The organism is Cupriavidus sp. 01T418, from assembly GCF_056398885.1.
Genome location: NZ_JBFTQG010000022.1, coordinates 90,478 through 108,635 on the forward strand (window position 1 = coordinate 90,478; position 18,158 = coordinate 108,635).

13 protein-coding genes and 1 tRNA gene are annotated in these 18,158 nt (G+C 66.4%); 5 read left to right on the forward strand and 9 right to left on the reverse strand.

Annotated features, from left to right (window positions below; genetic code table 11):
• Window positions 1-107: 107 nt before the first annotated feature.
• The gene (gene hrpA / locus AC1DQ3_RS21180; protein WP_477122113.1) at window positions 108-4,289 is read right to left on the reverse strand and encodes an ATP-dependent RNA helicase HrpA; all 4,182 of its coding nucleotides are present in this window, start codon (window positions 4,287-4,289) and stop codon (window positions 108-110) included.
• A gap of 23 nt (window positions 4,290-4,312) precedes the next feature.
• Between hrpA and argA the strand changes: the two genes are divergently transcribed.
• Window positions 4,313-5,749 (forward strand): amino-acid N-acetyltransferase, encoded by a 1,437-nt coding sequence (gene argA, locus AC1DQ3_RS21185; RefSeq protein ID WP_477122114.1) that lies wholly within the window; start codon window positions 4,313-4,315, stop codon window positions 5,747-5,749.
• Between the two features lie 112 nt (window positions 5,750-5,861).
• Window positions 5,862-6,137 (forward strand): oxidative damage protection protein, encoded by a 276-nt coding sequence (locus tag AC1DQ3_RS21190; RefSeq protein ID WP_477122115.1) that lies wholly within the window; start codon window positions 5,862-5,864, stop codon window positions 6,135-6,137.
• Between the two features lie 107 nt (window positions 6,138-6,244).
• Here the strand turns inward: AC1DQ3_RS21190 and rpiA are convergent, their stop codons facing one another.
• A complete protein-coding gene (gene rpiA, locus AC1DQ3_RS21195) occupies window positions 6,245-6,931 on the reverse strand; it encodes a ribose-5-phosphate isomerase RpiA (RefSeq protein ID WP_477122116.1) in 687 nt (228 codons plus the stop codon).
• Window positions 6,932-7,106: 175 nt separating this feature from the next.
• On the opposite strand from rpiA, the gene tal reads away from it, so the two are divergent.
• Entirely contained in the window at window positions 7,107-8,045 is a 939-nt protein-coding gene (tal, locus tag AC1DQ3_RS21200) for a transaldolase (protein ID WP_477122117.1), read from the forward strand.
• Window positions 8,046-8,091: 46 nt separating this feature from the next.
• Here tal and AC1DQ3_RS21205 read toward each other — a convergent pair whose 3' ends face one another.
• The 3 genes from AC1DQ3_RS21205 to rnr form a co-directional block, all read right to left on the reverse strand.
• Window positions 8,092-8,850, reverse strand: coding sequence for an SIR2 family NAD-dependent protein deacylase (locus AC1DQ3_RS21205; RefSeq protein ID WP_477122118.1), 759 nt, complete (start codon window positions 8,848-8,850; stop codon window positions 8,092-8,094).
• A gap of 4 nt (window positions 8,851-8,854) precedes the next feature.
• Window positions 8,855-9,598, reverse strand: coding sequence for a 23S rRNA (guanosine(2251)-2'-O)-methyltransferase RlmB (gene rlmB, locus AC1DQ3_RS21210; protein WP_017228174.1), 744 nt, complete (start codon window positions 9,596-9,598; stop codon window positions 8,855-8,857).
• 87 nt (window positions 9,599-9,685) lie between these two features.
• On the reverse strand, window positions 9,686-12,274 hold the full coding sequence (gene rnr / locus AC1DQ3_RS21215; protein ID WP_477122119.1) for a ribonuclease R: 2,589 nt from the start codon (window positions 12,272-12,274) through the stop codon (window positions 9,686-9,688).
• Between the two features lie 70 nt (window positions 12,275-12,344).
• Between rnr and AC1DQ3_RS21220 the strand changes: the two genes are divergently transcribed.
• Together AC1DQ3_RS21220 and AC1DQ3_RS21225 are read left to right on the forward strand one after the other, a co-directional pair.
• Window positions 12,345-12,431 (forward strand) — tRNA-Leu (locus AC1DQ3_RS21220).
• 487 nt (window positions 12,432-12,918) lie between these two features.
• Window positions 12,919-13,530, forward strand: coding sequence for an NAD(P)-dependent oxidoreductase (locus AC1DQ3_RS21225; RefSeq protein WP_477122120.1), 612 nt, complete (start codon window positions 12,919-12,921; stop codon window positions 13,528-13,530).
• Between the two features lie 56 nt (window positions 13,531-13,586).
• On the opposite strand, the gene AC1DQ3_RS21230 is transcribed toward AC1DQ3_RS21225, so the two are convergent.
• From AC1DQ3_RS21230 to hflC, 4 genes are all read right to left on the reverse strand, one after another.
• Complete coding sequence (locus tag AC1DQ3_RS21230) at window positions 13,587-14,153, reverse strand: phosphoribosyltransferase (protein ID WP_477122121.1); 567 nt, start codon at window positions 14,151-14,153, stop codon at window positions 13,587-13,589.
• A 143-nt stretch (window positions 14,154-14,296) separates the two neighbouring features.
• Window positions 14,297-15,637 (reverse strand): adenylosuccinate synthase, encoded by a 1,341-nt coding sequence (locus AC1DQ3_RS21235; RefSeq protein WP_477122122.1) that lies wholly within the window; start codon window positions 15,635-15,637, stop codon window positions 14,297-14,299.
• A gap of 114 nt (window positions 15,638-15,751) precedes the next feature.
• Window positions 15,752-16,915 (reverse strand): ATP phosphoribosyltransferase regulatory subunit, encoded by a 1,164-nt coding sequence (locus tag AC1DQ3_RS21240; RefSeq protein ID WP_477122123.1) that lies wholly within the window; start codon window positions 16,913-16,915, stop codon window positions 15,752-15,754.
• A 227-nt stretch (window positions 16,916-17,142) separates the two neighbouring features.
• Window positions 17,143-18,051, reverse strand: coding sequence for a protease modulator HflC (gene hflC / locus AC1DQ3_RS21245; RefSeq protein WP_477122124.1), 909 nt, complete (start codon window positions 18,049-18,051; stop codon window positions 17,143-17,145).
• Window positions 18,052-18,158 lie beyond the last annotated feature (107 nt).

Sequence of the window (18,158 nt, forward strand, 5' to 3'; positions counted from 1 at the left end):
CGTTTTCGGACTCTGATCCGATGACGTAGCTCAACAAACTAACATTTGGTCACAATCTGCTGTCTCCACCCGGGCTGGCATGCCCCCCGCGGAGCGAGCGGACCCGGTCAGCGCTGCATGGCCTCCCACACCTTTTGCAGCCGCTTCACCGACATCGGCACCGGCGTACGCAATTCCTGCGCGAACAGGGCGATCCGCAGTTCTTCCAGCATCCAGCGGAATTCGTCCAGGCGCGCGTCTTCGGCGCCCCTGCCCTGCTGCCGCAACTGCGTCTCGGCGCGCTGCCATTGCTGCAGCAGCGGCGTGATTTCCTGCAGCCGCTGGGTGTCGCGCGCCGGATCGCCCTTGATCTTGTCGATGCGCATGGCGATGCCCTTCAGGTAGCGCGGAAAATGCACCAGCTGCTGGTAAGGCGTGTCCGCCACGAAATTCTTGCCCATCAGCCGCGTCAGCTGCGCCTGCATATCGGCATGCGCCGCCGCGAACGGCTTGGCCTGGATCAGCTTGCGCGGCAGCGTCGCGAACTCGGCCAGCACCGCGCCCACCAGCCTGGCGATCTCCTGCGCCAGCAGGTTCAGGCGCGAGCGCCCTTCTTCCTTGCGCGCGGCGAATTCGGCCTCGTTGCGCGGCAGCGGCGCCTGCAGGCAGGCCCGCTCCAGGGCAAGCATCACAATCTGGTCGCGCAGCATCTCCTGCGTGCCCAGCGTCATGTACTGCATCGCCATCTGCTGCAGGCCGGGAATATTCTTCTCCAGGAACTTCACCTGCTCGCGCAATTGCAGCGCGAACAGGCGGCGCAAGCCGGCGTGGTGGATGCGCACGGCTTCCTGCGGATCGTCGAATACCTCCACCTCGCAATGCGCGGTGTGATCCACCAGCGCCGGATAGCCGTAGAGCGTCTGGTTGCCCTTGCGGATCTCCAGCAGCTCCGGCAGCTCGCCGAACGACCAGCTGGTCAGGTTTTCGTACTGGCCCGCCTCAGCCGCCGGCACGTCGCGTGCGGCGATGTTCTGGAACGACTGCTGCGCCTGCCCGCCAAACTCGGCGCGCAACTGCGCCAGGTTGCGGCCCATGTCCAGTTGCCGGCCATGCTCGTCCACCACCTTGAAGTTCATGGAATGATGGGCGGGCAAGGTCTCCAGCTTGAAATCCGCGCGCTTGACCATGGTGCCGGTCTGCTCGCGGATATCCGCGATCAGCACATCCAGCAGTTCGCCTTCGCCGAACGGATGGCGATCGACGAAGCCGGCCGCGTAATCCGGCAGCGGCACGCAATGGCGGCGCAGCTTCTGCGGCAGCGACTTGAGCAGCAGGTGGACCTTCTCCTTGACCATGCCCGGCACCAGCCAGTCGGCCCGCTCCGGGCGCACCTGGTTGAGCGCGTACAGCGGCACCGTCAGCGTCACGCCGTCGCGATGGCTGCCGGGCTCGAAGTGATAGGTCAGCGACATATCCACGCCCGCCACCGGCATCACCTTGGGGAACAGGTCCGTGGTGATACCGGCCGCCTCGTGGCGCATCAGCTCTTCGCGGTTCAGGTAAAGCAGCTTGCGATCGCGCGCGCTTTCGGTCTGGTACCACTGCTCGAGCGTGGCCTGCTGATGGATTTCGGCAGGGATCAGGCGGTCGTAGAAAGCAAAGATCAGCTCGTCGTCGACCAGCACGTCCTGGCGGCGCGACTTGTGCTCCAGGTTCTCGATCTCGCGCGTCAGCCGCTGGTTATGCGCGAAGAACGGCAGCCTGGTATCGAACTCGCCCTCCACCAGGCCGCGGCGGATAAACAGCTCGCGCGCCTCGGCCGGGTTCATCGGGCCGTAGTGCACGCGGCGGTGCTGGTAGACCACCAGCCCGTACAGCGTGGCGCGCTCCATGGCCATCACCTGGCCGGATTTCTTCTCCCAGTGGGGATCGCTCCAGCTCACGCGCAGCAAATGGCGGCCCACCTGTTCGAGCCATTCCGGCTCGATCCTGGCCAGCGTGCGCGCGAACAGCCGGCTGGTCTCGATCAGCTCGGCGCCAATCACCCAGCGGCCGACCTTGCGCGCGATCAGCGAGCCGGGCCACAGGTGGAACTTGATGCCGCGCGCGCCGAGGTACTCGCGGCCACGGCCGTCGGCATCCTCGATCTTGCAGCCCACGTTGCCCAGCAAACCCGTAAGCAGCGCCTTGTGCACCTGCTCATAGGTGGGCTCGCTCTCGTTGAGGCGCCAGCCCTGCTCCGTCACGGTGGTCAGCAGTTGCGAATGCACGTCGCGCCATTCGCGCAGGCGCACATGCGAGAGGAAATTGGCGCGGCACTGGTCCTGCAGCTGGCGGTTGGTCTTCTTGTGCGCCACCGCCTCCTCGAACCATTTCCACAGCTTGACCCAGCCCAGGAACTCGGACTTCTCGTCCATGAACTTGCGGTGGGCCTGGTCGGCGGCTTCCTGCGCCTCCTGCGGGCGGTCGCGCGGGTCCTGCACCGACAGCGCGCTCGCGATGATCAGCACTTCGCGCAGGCAATGGTGCTCGCGCGCGGCCAGGGTCATGCGGGCCACGCGTGGGTCCAGCGGCAAGCGCGCCAGCTGTCGGCCGGTCTGGGTCAATGCGTTGGCGTCGTCGCCCACGCTCTCCACGGCGCCCAGTTCCTGCAGCAACTGGTAGCCATCGGCAATGGCGCGGCCCAGCGGCGGCTCGATAAAGGGGAAGGCCTCGATCGCGGTCAGCTTGAGCGCCTTCATGCGCAGGATGACCGCGGCCAGCGAGGAACGCAGGATTTCCGGATCCGTGAAGCGCGGGCGCGCGATGAAATCCGCTTCCTCGTACAGCCGGATGCACACGCCGTCGGCCACCCGGCCGCAACGCCCGGCGCGCTGGTTGGCGGCGGCCTGCGAGATCGCCTCGATCTGCAACTGCTCGACCTTGTTGCGATAGGAGTAGCGCTTGACCCGCGCCATGCCGGTATCCACCACATAGCGGATGCCCGGCACGGTCAGCGAGGTCTCGGCCACGTTGGTGGCCAGCACGATGCGGCGCGCATTGGAAGGCCGGAACACACGTTCCTGCTCCTGCACCGACAAGCGCGCGAACAGCGGCAGGATCTCGGTATGCGGCGGATGGTGCTTGCGCAGCGCCTCGGCGGCCTCGCGGATCTCGCGCTCGCCGGGCAGGAACACCAGTACGTCGCCGGGGCCGAGCCGGCACAGCTCGTCCACGGCCTCGACGATGCCGTCGAACAGGTCGCGATCCCTGGTTTGCGCCGACTTGGGTGCAGCCTCGCCCGGCGCGACTTTGTCCTTCTCGATCGGACGGTAGCGGATCTCCACCGGATACAGGCGCCCGCTGACCTCAATGACCGGCGCGGGCTTGCCGCCCTGCGCGAAATGCTCGGCAAAGCGGTTGGCGTCGATCGTGGCCGACGTAATGATCAGCTTGAGGTCCGGCCGCTTGGGCAGGATCTCCTTCAGGTAGCCGATCAGGAAATCGATATTGAGGCTGCGTTCGTGCGCCTCGTCGATGATGATGGTGTCATAGGCCCGCAGCAGCGGATCGGTCTGCGTCTCGGCCAGCAGGATGCCGTCGGTCATCAGCTTGACCGAGGCGCCGGGCGACATGGTGTCGTTGAAACGCACCTGGTAGCCCACGTGCTCGCCCAGTGGCGTGCCGATCTCCTGCGCGATCCGCTTGGCGGTGGAGGTGGCAGCGATCCGGCGCGGCTGGGTGTGGCCGATCAGGCCTGCGCTGCCGTCCGCGCCCGGGCCGCGCCCGATCGACAGGCAGATCTTGGGCAGCTGGGTGGTCTTGCCGGAGCCGGTCTCGCCGGAGACGATCACCACCTGGTTGGCCAGCAGCGTCTGAGCGATTTCGTCGCGGCGGGCCGATACCGGCAGTGCTTCGGGGAAGGTGATGGGCGGCAGCGGATTGGCCTGGCGAACCGGACGCCTCGCCTCGCGGGGCGGACGGTCCTGGCGCTCTGCCCTGTCCTGGCGGTCCTGGCTGCCGGGCGCCACCTGCGGCGCGGTACGGCGCGGACCGGCCTCGCGGCCATCCCTTGGCTGGCGCGGCGGCGTTGCGGTACCGTTCGCGGGCTGCGGACGGGCTGGCCGGGCCTGGCCCGGCTGACGCCCAGCGGCTCCGCCAGGCTTGGCCGGGGAGCCGCCTGCCGGCGCGGGCGGACGGCGCCCGTCCTGCCGTCCCGGCGGGTGCTGGACGGCGGGCTGGGCGGAAGACGGCGCGACCTTGGGCGCGGGCTGGCCGGCATCGGTTTTCCGATCCGGCGACAAAGGTTTGGCGGGGCGTTGTGCTGACATTGGCCGGGATTATAATCCGCGGCATGAATGCAAGAACCGACACGCTAGCCGACGCGCCCGCGCCGTCCGAAAAGGACGAGCCCCTGCCCGTCACGGACCCTTCCGCGCCCCTGGCGCCTGCCGTCAGCGCCGACCCGTTCGAGCGCGGCGGCCCCGACCACCAGCAGTTCGTCGACTGGCTGCGAGCGGTCGCACCCTATATCCACGCCTTCCGTGGCAAGACCTTCGTGATCGCCTTTGGCGGCGAACTGGTCAAGGCCAACACGCTCAACGCGCTGGTCAATGACGTGGCCCTGCTGCACGCCATGGGCATGCAGATCGTGCTGGTGCACGGCTCGCGCCCGCAGGTGGAGGAACAGCTCGCGCTGCGCCACGTCGAATCGCAATTCGCCGACGGCGTGCGCATCACCGACAACGCCGCGCTCGAGTGCGCCAAGGAAGCTGCCGGCGAACTGCGCCTGGATATCGAGGCCGCCTTCAGCCAGGGCCTGCCCAATACCCCCATGGCAGGCGCCCAGCTGTCGGTGATCTCCGGCAACTTTGTCACCGCGCGCCCGCTGGGCATTGTCGATGGCGTGGACTATCAGCACACCGGCCTGGTGCGCAAGATCGACGGCGAATCGGTTCGCATGTCGCTGTCGCACGGCAAGATCGTGCTGCTCTCGCCGCTCGGCTTCTCGCCCACTGGCCAGGCCTTCAACCTGTCGATGGAAGACGTGGCCAGCGCCACCGCCATCGACCTGAAGGCCGACAAGCTGGTCTTTATCACCGAGGTGCCCGGCGTGCAGGACGCGGTCGGCAAGCTGATGCCGGAAATGTCGCTGCGCACCGCCATCGAGCGGCTGCAGAACAACCACTTGCCGGCCGAGGTCGCCGTCTATCTCAAACACCTGGTCAAGGCACTCAAGGGCGGCGTCCCGCGCGCCCACCTGATTCCATTCGACCTGGACGGCTCGGTGCTGCTGGAACTGTTCCTGCACGACGGCGTCGGCACCATGATTTCCGACACTGACCTGGAAAGCCTGCGCGAAGCCACTCTGGACGACGTCGGGGGCATCCTGCAGCTGATCGCGCCGCTGGAGCAGGACGGCACGCTCGTGCCACGCGGGCGCCACCTGATCGAACGCGACATCGCCAACTTCTCGGTGATCGAGCACGACGGCGTGCTGTTCGGCTGCGCCGCGCTCTACCCCTACCCGCGCGAAGGCATGGCCGAGATGGCCTGCCTGACGGTGTCTTCCGAAGCCCAGGGCACCGGCGACGGCGAGCGCCTGCTCAAGCGCATCGAGCGCCGCGCGCGCAGTCTCGGCCTGGACCGCCTGTTCGTGCTCACCACGCGCACGGAGCACTGGTTCCTCAAGCGCGGCTTTGTCCACGCCACCGTGGACGACCTGCCGGAAGACAAGCGCAAGCTCTATAACTGGCAGCGCAAGTCAATGGTGCTGATGAAGAAACTGTGACGGCGGTGGGGGTAGCCTGAAGGCCGGCCCCCGCTTCGCTACAATAGCGGCACCACGACGGCCGGCCCCTTCGCCGCGCCGGCTACATCACACGACAACAAGGAGTTCCCCCATGGCCCGCATGGTTCAATGCGTCAAGCTCAATAAAGAAGCGGAAGGGCTCGACCTGCCGCCGCTGCCGGGCGAACTCGGCAAGAAGATCTGGCAAAGCGTGTCGAAGGAAGCCTGGGCTGGCTGGCTCAAGCACCAGACCATGCTGATCAACGAAAACCGCCTCAACATGGCCGACACCCGCGCCCGCCAGTACCTGCTCAAGCAGACCGAGAAGTACTTCTTCGGCGAAGGCGCAGATCAGGCACAGGGCTACGTGCCGCCGCCGCAAGCGTGATTTGAGCCGCCTGCGACCCGGCGCCGCCGGGAGAAAAGTAAAAAGGGTGCCTCTTTGGGGGCACCCTTTTTCATGCATTGGCGGCCCCTGGCCGGGCCTGCGCAGGCTCAAAAATCGCTGCGCTTCACGCCATCCGGCGTGCCCAGTAGCAGCACATCGGCACCGCGCAAGGCAAACAACCCCACCGTCACCACGCCGGGGATGTGATCGATGGCCTCTTCCAGCGCCTTCGGATCGGTGATCTTCAGGCCCGTGACGTCCAGGATCACATTGCCGTTATCGGTCTTGTAGATGCCGCCTTCCCTGGTCATGCGCAGGCGCGGCTGGCCGCCGAATGCCGCCAGCTTGCGGGCGACCGCGGCGCGTGCCATCGGAATCACTTCCACCGGCAGCGGGAACGCGCCCATCACATCGACCAGCTTGCTGCCGTCGGCGATGCAGACAAAGCGCTTCGCCACCGAGGCCACGATCTTCTCGCGCGTCAGCGCGCCGCCACCGCCCTTGATCATGGCGCCGCTGGCGTCGATCTCGTCGGCGCCGTCCACATATACCGGGATCTCGTCGACCTCGTTCAGGTCCAACACCTTGAAACCGTGCTGCTGCAAGCGGCGCGTGGAAGCCTCCGAGCTGGAAACCGCGCCAGCGAAGCGTTCCTTGAACGTCGCCACCGCATCGATAAAGAGGTTGGCCGTGGAGCCCGTGCCCACGCCCAGCACCGCACCCTCCGGCACTACCTCCTTGACATAGTCGGCCGCGGCTTGCGCCACCAGCGCCTTGAGTTCATCCTGTGTCATGACAACAGCCCGTCTGCTTTTGGGGGAAACCGCATAGTGTACCGGATTGCCGTGGCATCACGGCGCCGCCACCTGCCGCCGGTACAATGACGCGAAACGACCATCACAGCGGCGCCCCTGGGCCTGGCATGCCGGCCCAGCGCCATCACCAACCTCTATTGGCAACTCACTGACCATGAACCAGCTCGATCAGCTCAAGCAGTTCACCACCGTGGTGGCGGACACAGGCGACTTCCAGGTGATGAAGCAGTACACGCCTCAGGACGCCACCACCAATCCTTCCCTGATTCTCAAAGCCGTCCAGAAGGCCGAGTACCGTCCGCTGCTCGAAAAAGCCGTGCGCAGCCATGAAGGCACCGACACCGTCATGGACGCCCTGCTGATTGCCTTCGGCTGCGAGATCCTGGCCATCGTGCCGGGCCGCGTCTCGACCGAAGTCGACGCCCGCCTGTCCTTCAACACCGAAGCGACTGTGGCCAAGGCGCGCCACCTGATCTCGCTGTACGAGCAGCGCGGCGTCGCGCGCGAGCGGGTGCTGATCAAGATCGCCTCCACCTGGGAAGGCATCCGTGCCGCTGAGGTGCTGCAGCGCGAAGGCATCCGCTGCAATATGACGCTGTTGTTCTCGCTGGCACAGGCCGTCGCCTGTGCCGAAGCCGGCGCGCAGTTGATCTCGCCCTTTGTCGGCCGCATTCTGGACTGGCACAAGAAGCAGGCCGGCGACAAGTGGGACGCCGCCGCCAACGCCGGCGACAACGACCCCGGCGTGCGTTCGGTACGCCAGATCTACGACTACTACAAGAAGTTCGGCTACCACACCGAAGTGATGGGCGCYAGCTTCCGCAGCACGGAACAGATCCTGGCGCTGGCCGGCTGCGATTTGCTGACGATCAGCCCGGACCTGCTGGAACAGCTTGCCGTCAGCGAAGGCACGGTGGAACGCAAGCTGTCGGTCGACCAGGCCCAGGCTGGCAATATCGCCCGCATCGCATGCGATGAGGCGGCCTTCCGCTGGCAGCTCAACGAGGATGCGATGGCGACGGAGAAACTGGCCGAGGGAATCCGCGCGTTTGCCGCGGATGCGGTGAAGCTGGAGGCGTTGATTACGGCTTGAGGGGGCGGGCGCCGGGCTGGCTCAGCGCGCTGGGGGACTGGCCGGCTCAGGCCGACGCCGCCCCGGCGCCATCCCACAGCAAGGGCAAGACCACCCCTGCCGGCCCGCGCAGCACGATGTCAGCGGTCTGGTCCAGCGCCGACGGCTCGGGATTGACCACGATGACTTGCGCGCCGTTATCCTTGGCCGCGCCAGGCATGCCGGCAGCCGGATAGACCAGGCCGGAAGTGCCCACCACCAGGCAGAGGTCGCAGTTCTCTGCCGCATGCTCGGCGCGATAGCGCGCCACGCGCGGGAGTTCCTCGCCAAACCACACCACGCCGGGGCGCATCATGGCGCCGCAGAGGGAACACCGCGGCGGCATCCCGGGAACGGCGGTCGCCGGATCGCAACGGCCGCAGCCGTCCAGCCATTTGTCGGCGAACAGGTTGCCGTGCAACTCGATCACGTCGACGCTGCCGGCGCGCTGGTGCAGGCCGTCCACGTTTTGGGTGACCAATGTGACGGCCTTTTGCGCCGCCAGTGCAACGAGGGCAATATGCGCCGGGTTCGGATGCGTTGCCGCCACCAGCTGGCGCCGGTGCAGGTACCACTCCCATACCAGCGCCGGCTGGCGCCGGTAGGCGTCTTCCTGCGCCAGCTCCTCGGGATTGAAGCGCGACCACAGGCCAGTCATGGCATCGCGGAAGGTGGGCACGCCGGATTCGGCGGAAACGCCAGCCCCGGTCAGCACCATGATGTTGCCGGCCGCGGCGATCAGGCGCCGCGAGGCCGACAGTGCCTGCGCGTCGATGTCCGCCGTCATGCCGTCAGCGCGGCAGGCGGCGCTGGCGCACCGCTTCATACAGGCACACGCCGCTGGCCACGGAGACATTCAGGCTTTCCACGCCGCCGGCCATCGGAATGCCGACCAGTTCGTCGCAGGTTTCGCGCGTAAGACGGCGCATGCCTTCGCCTTCGGCGCCCATCACGAGTGCCATCGGACCTTTGAGGTCGACGTCATAGAGGGTCTTTTCGGTGCCGTCGGCGGTGCCGATCACCCAGATGCCACGTTCCTGCAACTCGCGCAGCGTGCGCGCCAGGTTGGTGACGGTGATGTAGGGCACGGTTTCCGCCGCGCCGCTGGCCACTTTGGCCACCGTGGTGTTCAGGCCCACGCTGCGGTCCTTGGGGGCGATCACGGCATGCGCGCCGGCGCCATCGGCCACGCGCAGGCAAGCGCCCAGGTTGTGCGGATCGGTCACGCCGTCCAGCACCAGCAGCAAGGGCGTGCCCTCGATGCCGTCCAGCAGTTCGTCGAGATTGAGGGCCAGCGCCACGTCTTCGGCGCGGGCGACCACGCCCTGGTGGCGGTCGGTGCCGGCCATGCCGCGCAGGCGCTCGGCGTCCACCGGGTGCAGGCGGACCTTAAGGCTTTCGGCAAGGCGGATGAAGTCCTGCATGCGGCGGTCACGCCGCGCGGATTCTACGTAGACATCGGTGACGCCGGCGGCGTCCTGGCGCAGGCGCGCGGTGACGGCGTGAAAGCCGATCAGGAGTTTTTGTTTAGCCATGGCGGGATTGTACATTCCCGCCGGGGCTTGCCCGGCTCGGATGCCGGTGCCGGGCCGGCCATTGCCGCCCCGGCACCTGGCCGACCATCAGCGCTTGCGCGCGGCGCGGCCGCTCTTGCCGGCCGGCTTTGCGCCGGCCTTGTGCGCCGGGCCGAGGTGCTGCGGCTTGGGCTTGGCGGCGCGCTTGGCCGGCTTGCCGCTTGCCTTGGCGCCCTGCCCCACATGCGTCTTGACCGGCGTCATGACGGCCTCGAACACCGATTGCTCTTCGATCACGCGATCCAGCGTCTCGTCGAACGATTCCTCCGGCTTGGAACTGCCGCCCAGCAGGGCTGCCAGCTGGCGGCCCTTCTTGCGTGCCGGCACGGCATGCGCGGCAGGCACTCGGGGCGCTGCCTCGGTGCTCGGGACGCGGCCGCGCAGGGTCTTGGCCGACGGCTCCTGCACCAGGCGGAAATCGATCTTGCGGGCATCGAGATCCACGCGCGAGACCTGCACGCGGACGCGGTCGGTCAGGCGGTAGCGGATGCCGGTACGCTCGCCGCGCAGTTCATTGCGCGCCTCGTCGTACTGGAAGTAATCGCTGCCCAGCTCGGTGACATGGACCAGGCCTTCCACATACAGCTCATCGAGCTGCACGAAGATGCCGAACGAGGTGACCGAGCTGACGGTACCGGAATACTCGCTGCCGAGCTTGTCGCGCATGAAATAGCACTTGAGCCAGGCTTCCACATCGCGCGAGGCCTCGTCGGCGCGGCGTTCGTTGGCCGAGCAGTGCAGGCCGAGCTCGTCCCAGATGGCTTCGTTGCGCTTGGCGCGCGCGGCGGTCTGCTCCGCCTTGGCCGCGGCATCCTTGGCCTGCAGGCGGCGCGCCTTGGGTGCAATCGCGGTGTTCAGCGCGGTGCCCGGCGCAAAAGCCGGCACGTACTTGGTGTGCGCCAGCACGGCCTTGATCGCGCGGTGCACCAGCAAGTCCGGGTAGCGGCGGATCGGGCTGGTGAAGTGGGCGTAGGCCTCGTAGGACAGGCCGAAGTGGCCGATATTGTCCGGGCTGTAGACCGCCTGCTGCATCGAGCGCAGCAGCATGGTCTGCAGCATCGGCGCATCGGGACGGCTCTTGATCTTGTCCATCACTTCGGCGTAATCGGCCGCCTGCGGCTTGTCGCCGCCCGCCAGCGAGAGTCCGGCCGAGCGCAGGAACTCGCGCAGGTTCTTCAGCTTTTCCTCGCTCGGGCCGGCGTGGATCCGGTACAGCGCGGGATGCTTGAAGCGTTCGAGGAAGTCGGCCGCGCACACGTTGGCGGTCAGCATGCATTCCTCGATCAGGCGGTGGGCATCGTTGCGGGTGCGCGGCAGGATCTGCTCGATCTTGCCCTGCGCATTGCAGACGATATAGGTCTCGGTGGTATCGAAGTCGATCGCGCCACGCTCGCGCCGTGCCTTCAGCAGGACCTGGTACAGCTCGTACAGGTTCTGCAGGTGCGGCACCAGGTCGGCACGCTTGTGCGCCTCCGGACCCTTGGTGTTGGACAGCACCGACCAGACCTCGTTATAGGTCAGGCGCGCCGACGAATGCATCACGGCGGGATAGAACTGGTAGCCCTTGAGCTCGCCCTTGGCGGTGATCACCGCGTCGCAGACCATGCACAGGCGGTCGACCTGCGGGTTCAGCGAGCACAGCCCGTTGGAGATTTTCTCCGGCAGCATCGGGATCACGCGGCGCGGGAAGTACACCGAGGTGGCGCGGTCCAGCGCATCGGCATCCAGCGGCGTGCCCGGGCGCACGTAGTGCGACACATCGGCAATCGCCACCACCAGGCGCCAGCCCTTGGCGCGGCCGATCTTGACGGGTTCGCAGTAGACCGCGTCGTCGAAGTCGCGCGCGTCTTCGCCGTCGATCGTCACCAGCGGCACGTCGCGCAGGTCGATGCGGTGTTCCAGGTCGGATTCGCGCACTTCGTCAGGCAGCGCGGACGCTTCCCTGGCGCAGGCATCCGAGAAGGCATGCGGCACGCCGTACTTGCGCACGGCGATCTCGATTTCCATGCCGGGATCGTCGAAGTCGCCCAGCACTTCCACCACGCGGCCTACCGGCTGCACGTAGCGATCGGGGTAGTCGATGATCTCCACGCTGACCACCTGGCCGACCTGCGCCTTGCCCTGGGCCTTGGGCGGAATCAGGATGTCCTGGCTGATGCGCTTGTCTTCCGGCGCCACCACCAGCACGCCGCCTTCGCTCAGCAGGCGGCCGATCACGTAGCGGTTGGCGCGCTCGATGATCTCGACGATCTGGCCTTCCGGCCGGCCGCGCCGGTCGTAGCCGATCACGCGCACCTGGGCACGGTCGTTGTGCATGGCCTTCTGCAGCTCGCGCTCCGGCAGGAAGATGTCGTCATCGCCATCGTCGCGGATCAGGAAGCCGAAACCGTCGCGGTGGCCTTGCACACGGCCGACCACGAAATTGGGCTGGTTGGCGAGCTCGTAGCGGCCCTTGCGGTTAAGTTCGATCTGCCCGTCGCGCTCCATGGCCGCGAGGCGCTTCTGGAAGCCGTCGTGTTCCTTGCGCGTGACGGCGAGTGACTTGGCGATATCGCCAGCCGACAACGGCGACCCGGACGTCCTCAGGACGCCGAGGATTTCTTCCCGACTAGGGATCGGATAGTTATTCTGATTCAATTTTTTCTAGAAATAATTTGACAAACGATTTGCGGTCGCTATAATGAGCGCTTCGGTTGTTTCGACGCCCGCCCAGGTGGCGAAATTGGTAGACGCACTAGGTTCAGGTCCTAGCGGTGGCAACACTGTGGAGGTTCGAGTCCTCTCCTGGGCACCAGATCAAACGGGAAACCCGCAGCGCTTTCGAGCCCTGCGGGTTTTTTGTTTTCCGGCGTCTGAACTGACAACTTGCACTCCCGATTCGATATTGGCGCGACTGCGCGACTAAATAAATAAATAGCGGCAACACAGGCCGCTCCGGGCCTGGAACCCGCTCTCGCCTGCTGAGGCGGATTCACTGCGGCGGATTCACTCACGCGGCCTGGCGCTCACATGAACTGCCAGGGCGCGACCCGGACGGCGCCGACTGCTGCGCTGCGGGTGAGTGTATCAGTTTCAGTGGCGATCCCGGCATACTTCCGCCTGCACGGAGCCGGAATGTCGTGTTTTTTGACGTTTCCGGCGCAAATCACAGGGATATTGCAGGCGCGCGCCTGATCGGCCCGGCATGGCAATCCAGTCGTCACCTGACGATCAGGTTGACAATGCTGTCGTCACCCTTCGGTGAAGCAGCCTGACCCAAGCAACCACGCAAGGAGTTGAGCATGAAGATCGCAATCATCGGCGCCACCGGGCGCGTCGGTACCCGCCTTATCGACGAAGCGCTGCGCCGTGGCCATACCGTCACCGCCATCGCGCGTCAGGCCGAAAAACTGTCCGCGCGGGAGGGACTGAGCACCCGCAACGCCGACGTGGCCGACACCCAGGCCCTGGCCAGCGCCCTCGCCGGCCATGACGTAGCAATCAGCGCCGTGCGCTTCCTGCAAGCCAGCACCGAGCAGATTGTTGGTGCGGTGAAGGCGGCGCGCGTACCGCGCCTGCTGGTGGTGGGCGGTGCCGGCAGCCTCTATGTGGCCCCCGGCCTGCAACTGGTCGATACACCGCAGTTCCCCGAGGCATACAAGGCAGAGGCGCTGGCAGGACGTGCATTCCTGAACGCCTTGCGCGCCGAAACCGACCTGGACTGGACCTTCCTCTCCCCCGCCGCGCTCTTTGAGCCGGGCACCCGCACCGGCAGCTACCGCGTGGGCGAGGAAACGCTGCTGTCCGACGCTAACGGCAAGAGCGGGATCTCGATGGAGGACTACGCCATCGCCCTGCTGGACGAAGTGGAAAAGCCGGCGCACTCGCGCCAGCGCTACACGGTCGCTTACTGAGCGGCGAAAAGAATCAGGGCGGATGATCGCCGCCCTGCTTCGCTCCCGTGCGCGGATCAGCCCTGGGTGCTGCCGCCGCCGGCGCCATGCTTGCCGCGCTTGAGCCAGGCCGCCAGGTTATGCGGACGCAGTGTGTCGTACTCTTCGAACGGCTGGTGAATCCAGGGATTCGTTGGCAGGTAGGTGACGTGGTAATCCGGCTTGACCTTCGAGCAGGCCTTGTACCACAGCACCGACGAACGGACTTCCGTGACGGCGGGATAGCGCTCTTGCAGATGGCGGCCCACGCGCTCCAGCGTGACGCCGGAATCCACCAGGTCGTCGACCAGCAGGATCTTGCCGGAGAGGTCGCCCCGGGTCATGGTGATGTACTGCGCGATATCGAGATCGCCCTGCTGGGTGCCGGCGGCTTCGCGGTAGCTGCTGGTGGACAGGATGGCGAGGGGCACGTCGAAAATGCGTGACATCTGGTCGCCCACGCGCAGGCCGCCACGGGCCAGGCACAGGATCTTGTCGAACTTCCAGCCCGACTCATGGACGTTCAGCGCAAGGCGCGCGATCAGGCTGTGGTATTCGTCCCAGGAGACCCACAGGTTCTCTTCGTCATTCGATGGCAGGGGCATGATTTATTCCTGGCTCTTCGGCTTGAGGTCTGTCGACCGATAAAGATTCGGCCCGCTTGCGCGGGCCGATTTGCTCTTGTGCTGCTGCGGTACTGTACCGGCGGCCTTTCAGCCGCCCGGCACCCTTTCGGGCGCGAACGGCGTCAGGCCACGTACGGGTGACGCAGCAGGATGGTTTCGTCGCGGTCCGGACCGGTCGAGATCATGTCGATCGGGATGCCAACCACTTCCTCGACACGCTTGAGGTAGGTGCGTGCCTGTTCCGGCAGCGCATCCCAGCTCTTCACGCCGAACGTCGATTCGTTCCAGCCCGGGAATTCCTCGTACACCGGCACGCAACGTGCCACGGCGTCGGAACCACGCGGCAGGATGTCGACGGTCTTGCCGTCGAGCTCGTAGCCCACGCACAGGTTCAGGGTTTCGAGGCCATCCAGCACGTCGAGCTTGGTCATGCACAGGCCCGACACGCCGTTGATCTGCACCGAGCGCTTGAGCGCGGCGGCATCGAGCCAGCCGGTGCGGCGCGGACGGCCGGTCACCGAGCCGAATTCCTTGCCGACATTGGCCAGGCGCACGCCCACCGGGTCCTGGCGCTTGGGGTTGTCGTTGTCGTACAGTTCGCTGGGGAACGGGCCTGCGCCCACGCGGGTGCAATAGGCCTTGGTGATACCCAGGATGTAGTTCAGGCGGCCCGGGCCAACGCCGGCACCCGCGGCGGCGGCACCGGCCACGCAGTTGCTGGAGGTGACGAACGGATAGGTGCCGTGGTCGACGTCGAGCAGCGTGCCTTGCGCGCCTTCGAACATCAGGTTGCCGCCGGCGGCGTTGACCGCGTACAGCTCGGCCGACACGTCGGCCACCATCGGGGCCAGGCGCGGCGCGTAGGCCAGCATGTCGTCCAGGGTCTGCTGGTAGTCGACCGCTTCCGCGCCCAGGTACTGGGTCAGCATGAAGTTATGCAGGTCGAGGTTCTCGCGCAGCTTCTCGGCGAAGCACTTGGGATCGAACAGGTCCTGCACGCGCAGCGCGCGGCGGGCCACCTTGTCTTCATACGCCGGGCCGATGCCACGGCCGGTGGTGCCGATCCTGTCGGCGCCGCGGCGCACTTCGCGGGCCTTGTCGATGGCAACGTGGTACGGCAGGATCAGCGTGGCCGCTTCGGAAATGCGCAGGCGGTTCTGCACCTGCAGGCCGGCCGTTTCCAGTTCCTCGATCTCACGGAAGAGCGCCTCCGGCGACAGCACCACGCCGTTGCCGATGTAGCAGATCGTGCCGGCCCGCATGATGCCCGAGGGGATCAGGCGCAGGATGGTCTTCTTGCCGCCGATGATGAGCGTATGGCCAGCGTTGTGGCCGCCCTGGAACCGSACCACGCCCTTTGCATGATCGGTAAGCCAATCGACGATTTTCCCTTTGCCTTCGTCACCCCATTGGGTGCCGATCACGACGACATTGCGTCCCTGGCTTACTACTGAAGCGGACATGTTGATTTTGGTCTGTGGGTTAAAAACGTATTTTACTCTCGTTGCAGGTCAACTCCCCGATTTTGGGGAGATCGGCCTGCAACGCGGGGGAATTCCGCGGCCTGGCGCCAGCGCTCAGGCCCCGGCGATGCGCGGGATTACCGTCCAGCCGCCGTCCTGGCGTACCAGTTGGCGGTCGCAGTTGAACTCGTCGAGCTGGTGCGTATGGCCCGGCAGGGACTGGATCACGATCTCGCCAGCCTCGCGCAGCGCGGTGATTGCCGCGCGCAGGGCGGGATCCGCATCCCACGGGGCAAAGATGGCGAAGGCGCGCACTTCCAGCGGCGACAGCGAGGCAACCTCGCGCAAATCCAGCGAGAAGCCGGTTGCAGGCCGGGCGCGGCCAAACGCTTCGCCCACCCGGTCGTAGCGGCCGCCTCGCGCCACGTAGTTGGGCAGTCCGGCCACATAGGCAGTAAACATCACGCCGCTGTGATAGTGATAGCCGCGCAGGTCGGACAAATCGATATTGACGCTTGCCCCGCGCACTTCCGCGGCCAGCGCGGCCAGTTCATCCAGCGCACGGCCGATCGCCGGGCTCGCCGGCAGCGTGGCGCGGGCGCGTTCGATCACCTCGACGCCACCGTACAGCGTCGGCAAGGCCAGCAGCGCGTCGCGCTCGGCCTGCGGCATGCCTTCGGTCAGTTCGCGCAGCGCCGGGACATCCTTGGTCTCCAGGGCGGCAAACAGCGCATCCTCGATCTTGCGGCTCGACGGCAGGCCGTCCAGCAGCGCTTCCAGGATGCCCGCATGGCACAGGTCGAGGCGGATTTCGGTCAGGCCGGCCACCTGCAGGGCAGCCAGCATCAGGGCCTGGATCTCCACGTCGGCTTCGAGGCCGGCGTGGCCGTAGATTTCCGCGCCAACCTGGATCGGTTCGCGGGTCGCGCGAAAACCGGCCGGGCGGGCATGCAGCACGTTACCGGCATAGCACAGCCGGGTCACGCCGGAGCGATTCAGCAGGTGGGCATCGATGCGGGCCACCTGCGGCGTGATGTCGGCGCGCAGTCCCATGGTGCGGCCGGAGAGCTGGTCGACCAGCTTGAGCGTGCGCAGGTCCAGGTCGTGCCCGGTGCCGGTGAGCAGCGATTCCAGGTATTCCAGCATCGGCGGCATGACCAGCTCGTACCCGTAGGTGCGGAACAGGTCCAGCATGCGGCGGCGCAGTTCCTCGATCTTGCGGGCCTCCGACGGCAGCACGTCGGCAATGTTTTCAGGCAGGAGCCAGTGATTGGACATGGTAAATCTCTTCACTTCACACAGTTGCAGGGCGGCCCGGGACCACCCATTGAATTACGTTCCCGCCTCGCGGCGGCAGCCCGGCCAAGCCGGGCGCGAGTCACCTGGCGTCGCCAATGAGACCGCTGCGACGCCCACCCAAGGCATCATCCGCCACCCCTCCAGCCGGACAAAACCCCGGCAAGCCGGGGTTTTGTCGTAGCGCCTGGCAGCCGTGGCGGCCCAGCTTAGCGACGGTTCGCCGGAGGCGCCGCCGCCGGCGCCGCTGCGCCGCCCGACGAGCGCATATAGCGGAAGAAGTCGGAATTGGGCTCCAGCACCAGGACGTCGCGCTTGTCGCGGAACGTATTGCGGTAGGCCTCCATACTGCGCCAGAACTGGGCAAATTGCGGATCGCGGCCAAAGGATTCCGCGTAGATCTGCGAGGCACGGGCATCGCCCTCGCCCTTGATCTTCTGCGCATCGCGGTAGGCCTCGGCCAGCACGACTTCGCGCTGGCGATCGGCATCGGCGCGGATCTTCTCGCCTTCGGCCGCGCCGGTGGAGCGCAGTTCGTTGGCCACGCGCTTGCGCTCGGCCTCCATGCGGCGGTACACCGATTCGCTGATCGCGGGCAGCAGGTCGACGCGCTTCAGGCGCACGTCGATGATCTCCACGCCCACGGAATGGGCGTAGTCGGCCATGGCGGCGCGGATGTTCTGCATGACCTTCTCCCGCTCACCCGCCACGACATCGGCTACCGTGCGCTTGCCGAATTCCTCGCGGGCGACAGAGTCGATACGCTGGGTCATGCGGTCTTGCGCGCCACGGATATTGCCGTTGAACGCAACGAAGAACTTGCGCGGATCGGTGATGCGCCATTTGACAAACCAGTCCACCACCATGCTCTTCTTCTCGGCGGTCAGGAAACGCTCCGAAGCGGCCACATCGATGGTCAGCAGGCGGCGGTCCATGAAGATCACGTTCTGCAGCGGCGGCGGCAACTTGAAGTGCAGCCCGGGCTCGTTCACCACCTGCTTGATCTGGCCAAAGGCGAACACCACGGCGTACTGCCGCTGGTCCACCACGAACACCATCGACGAGCCGATCGCCAGCACGATGAAGAGGCCGATTACCATGGAAATCATTCGGTTCATGTCGGGGCTCCTCAGCGCGAATCGCGGTCACGGTTGCGCAACAACTCGCGCGACCGGCTATCGCTGCCTGCATCCGGCGCGGCAGGCGCGCTGCCGCCGGCCGCGGG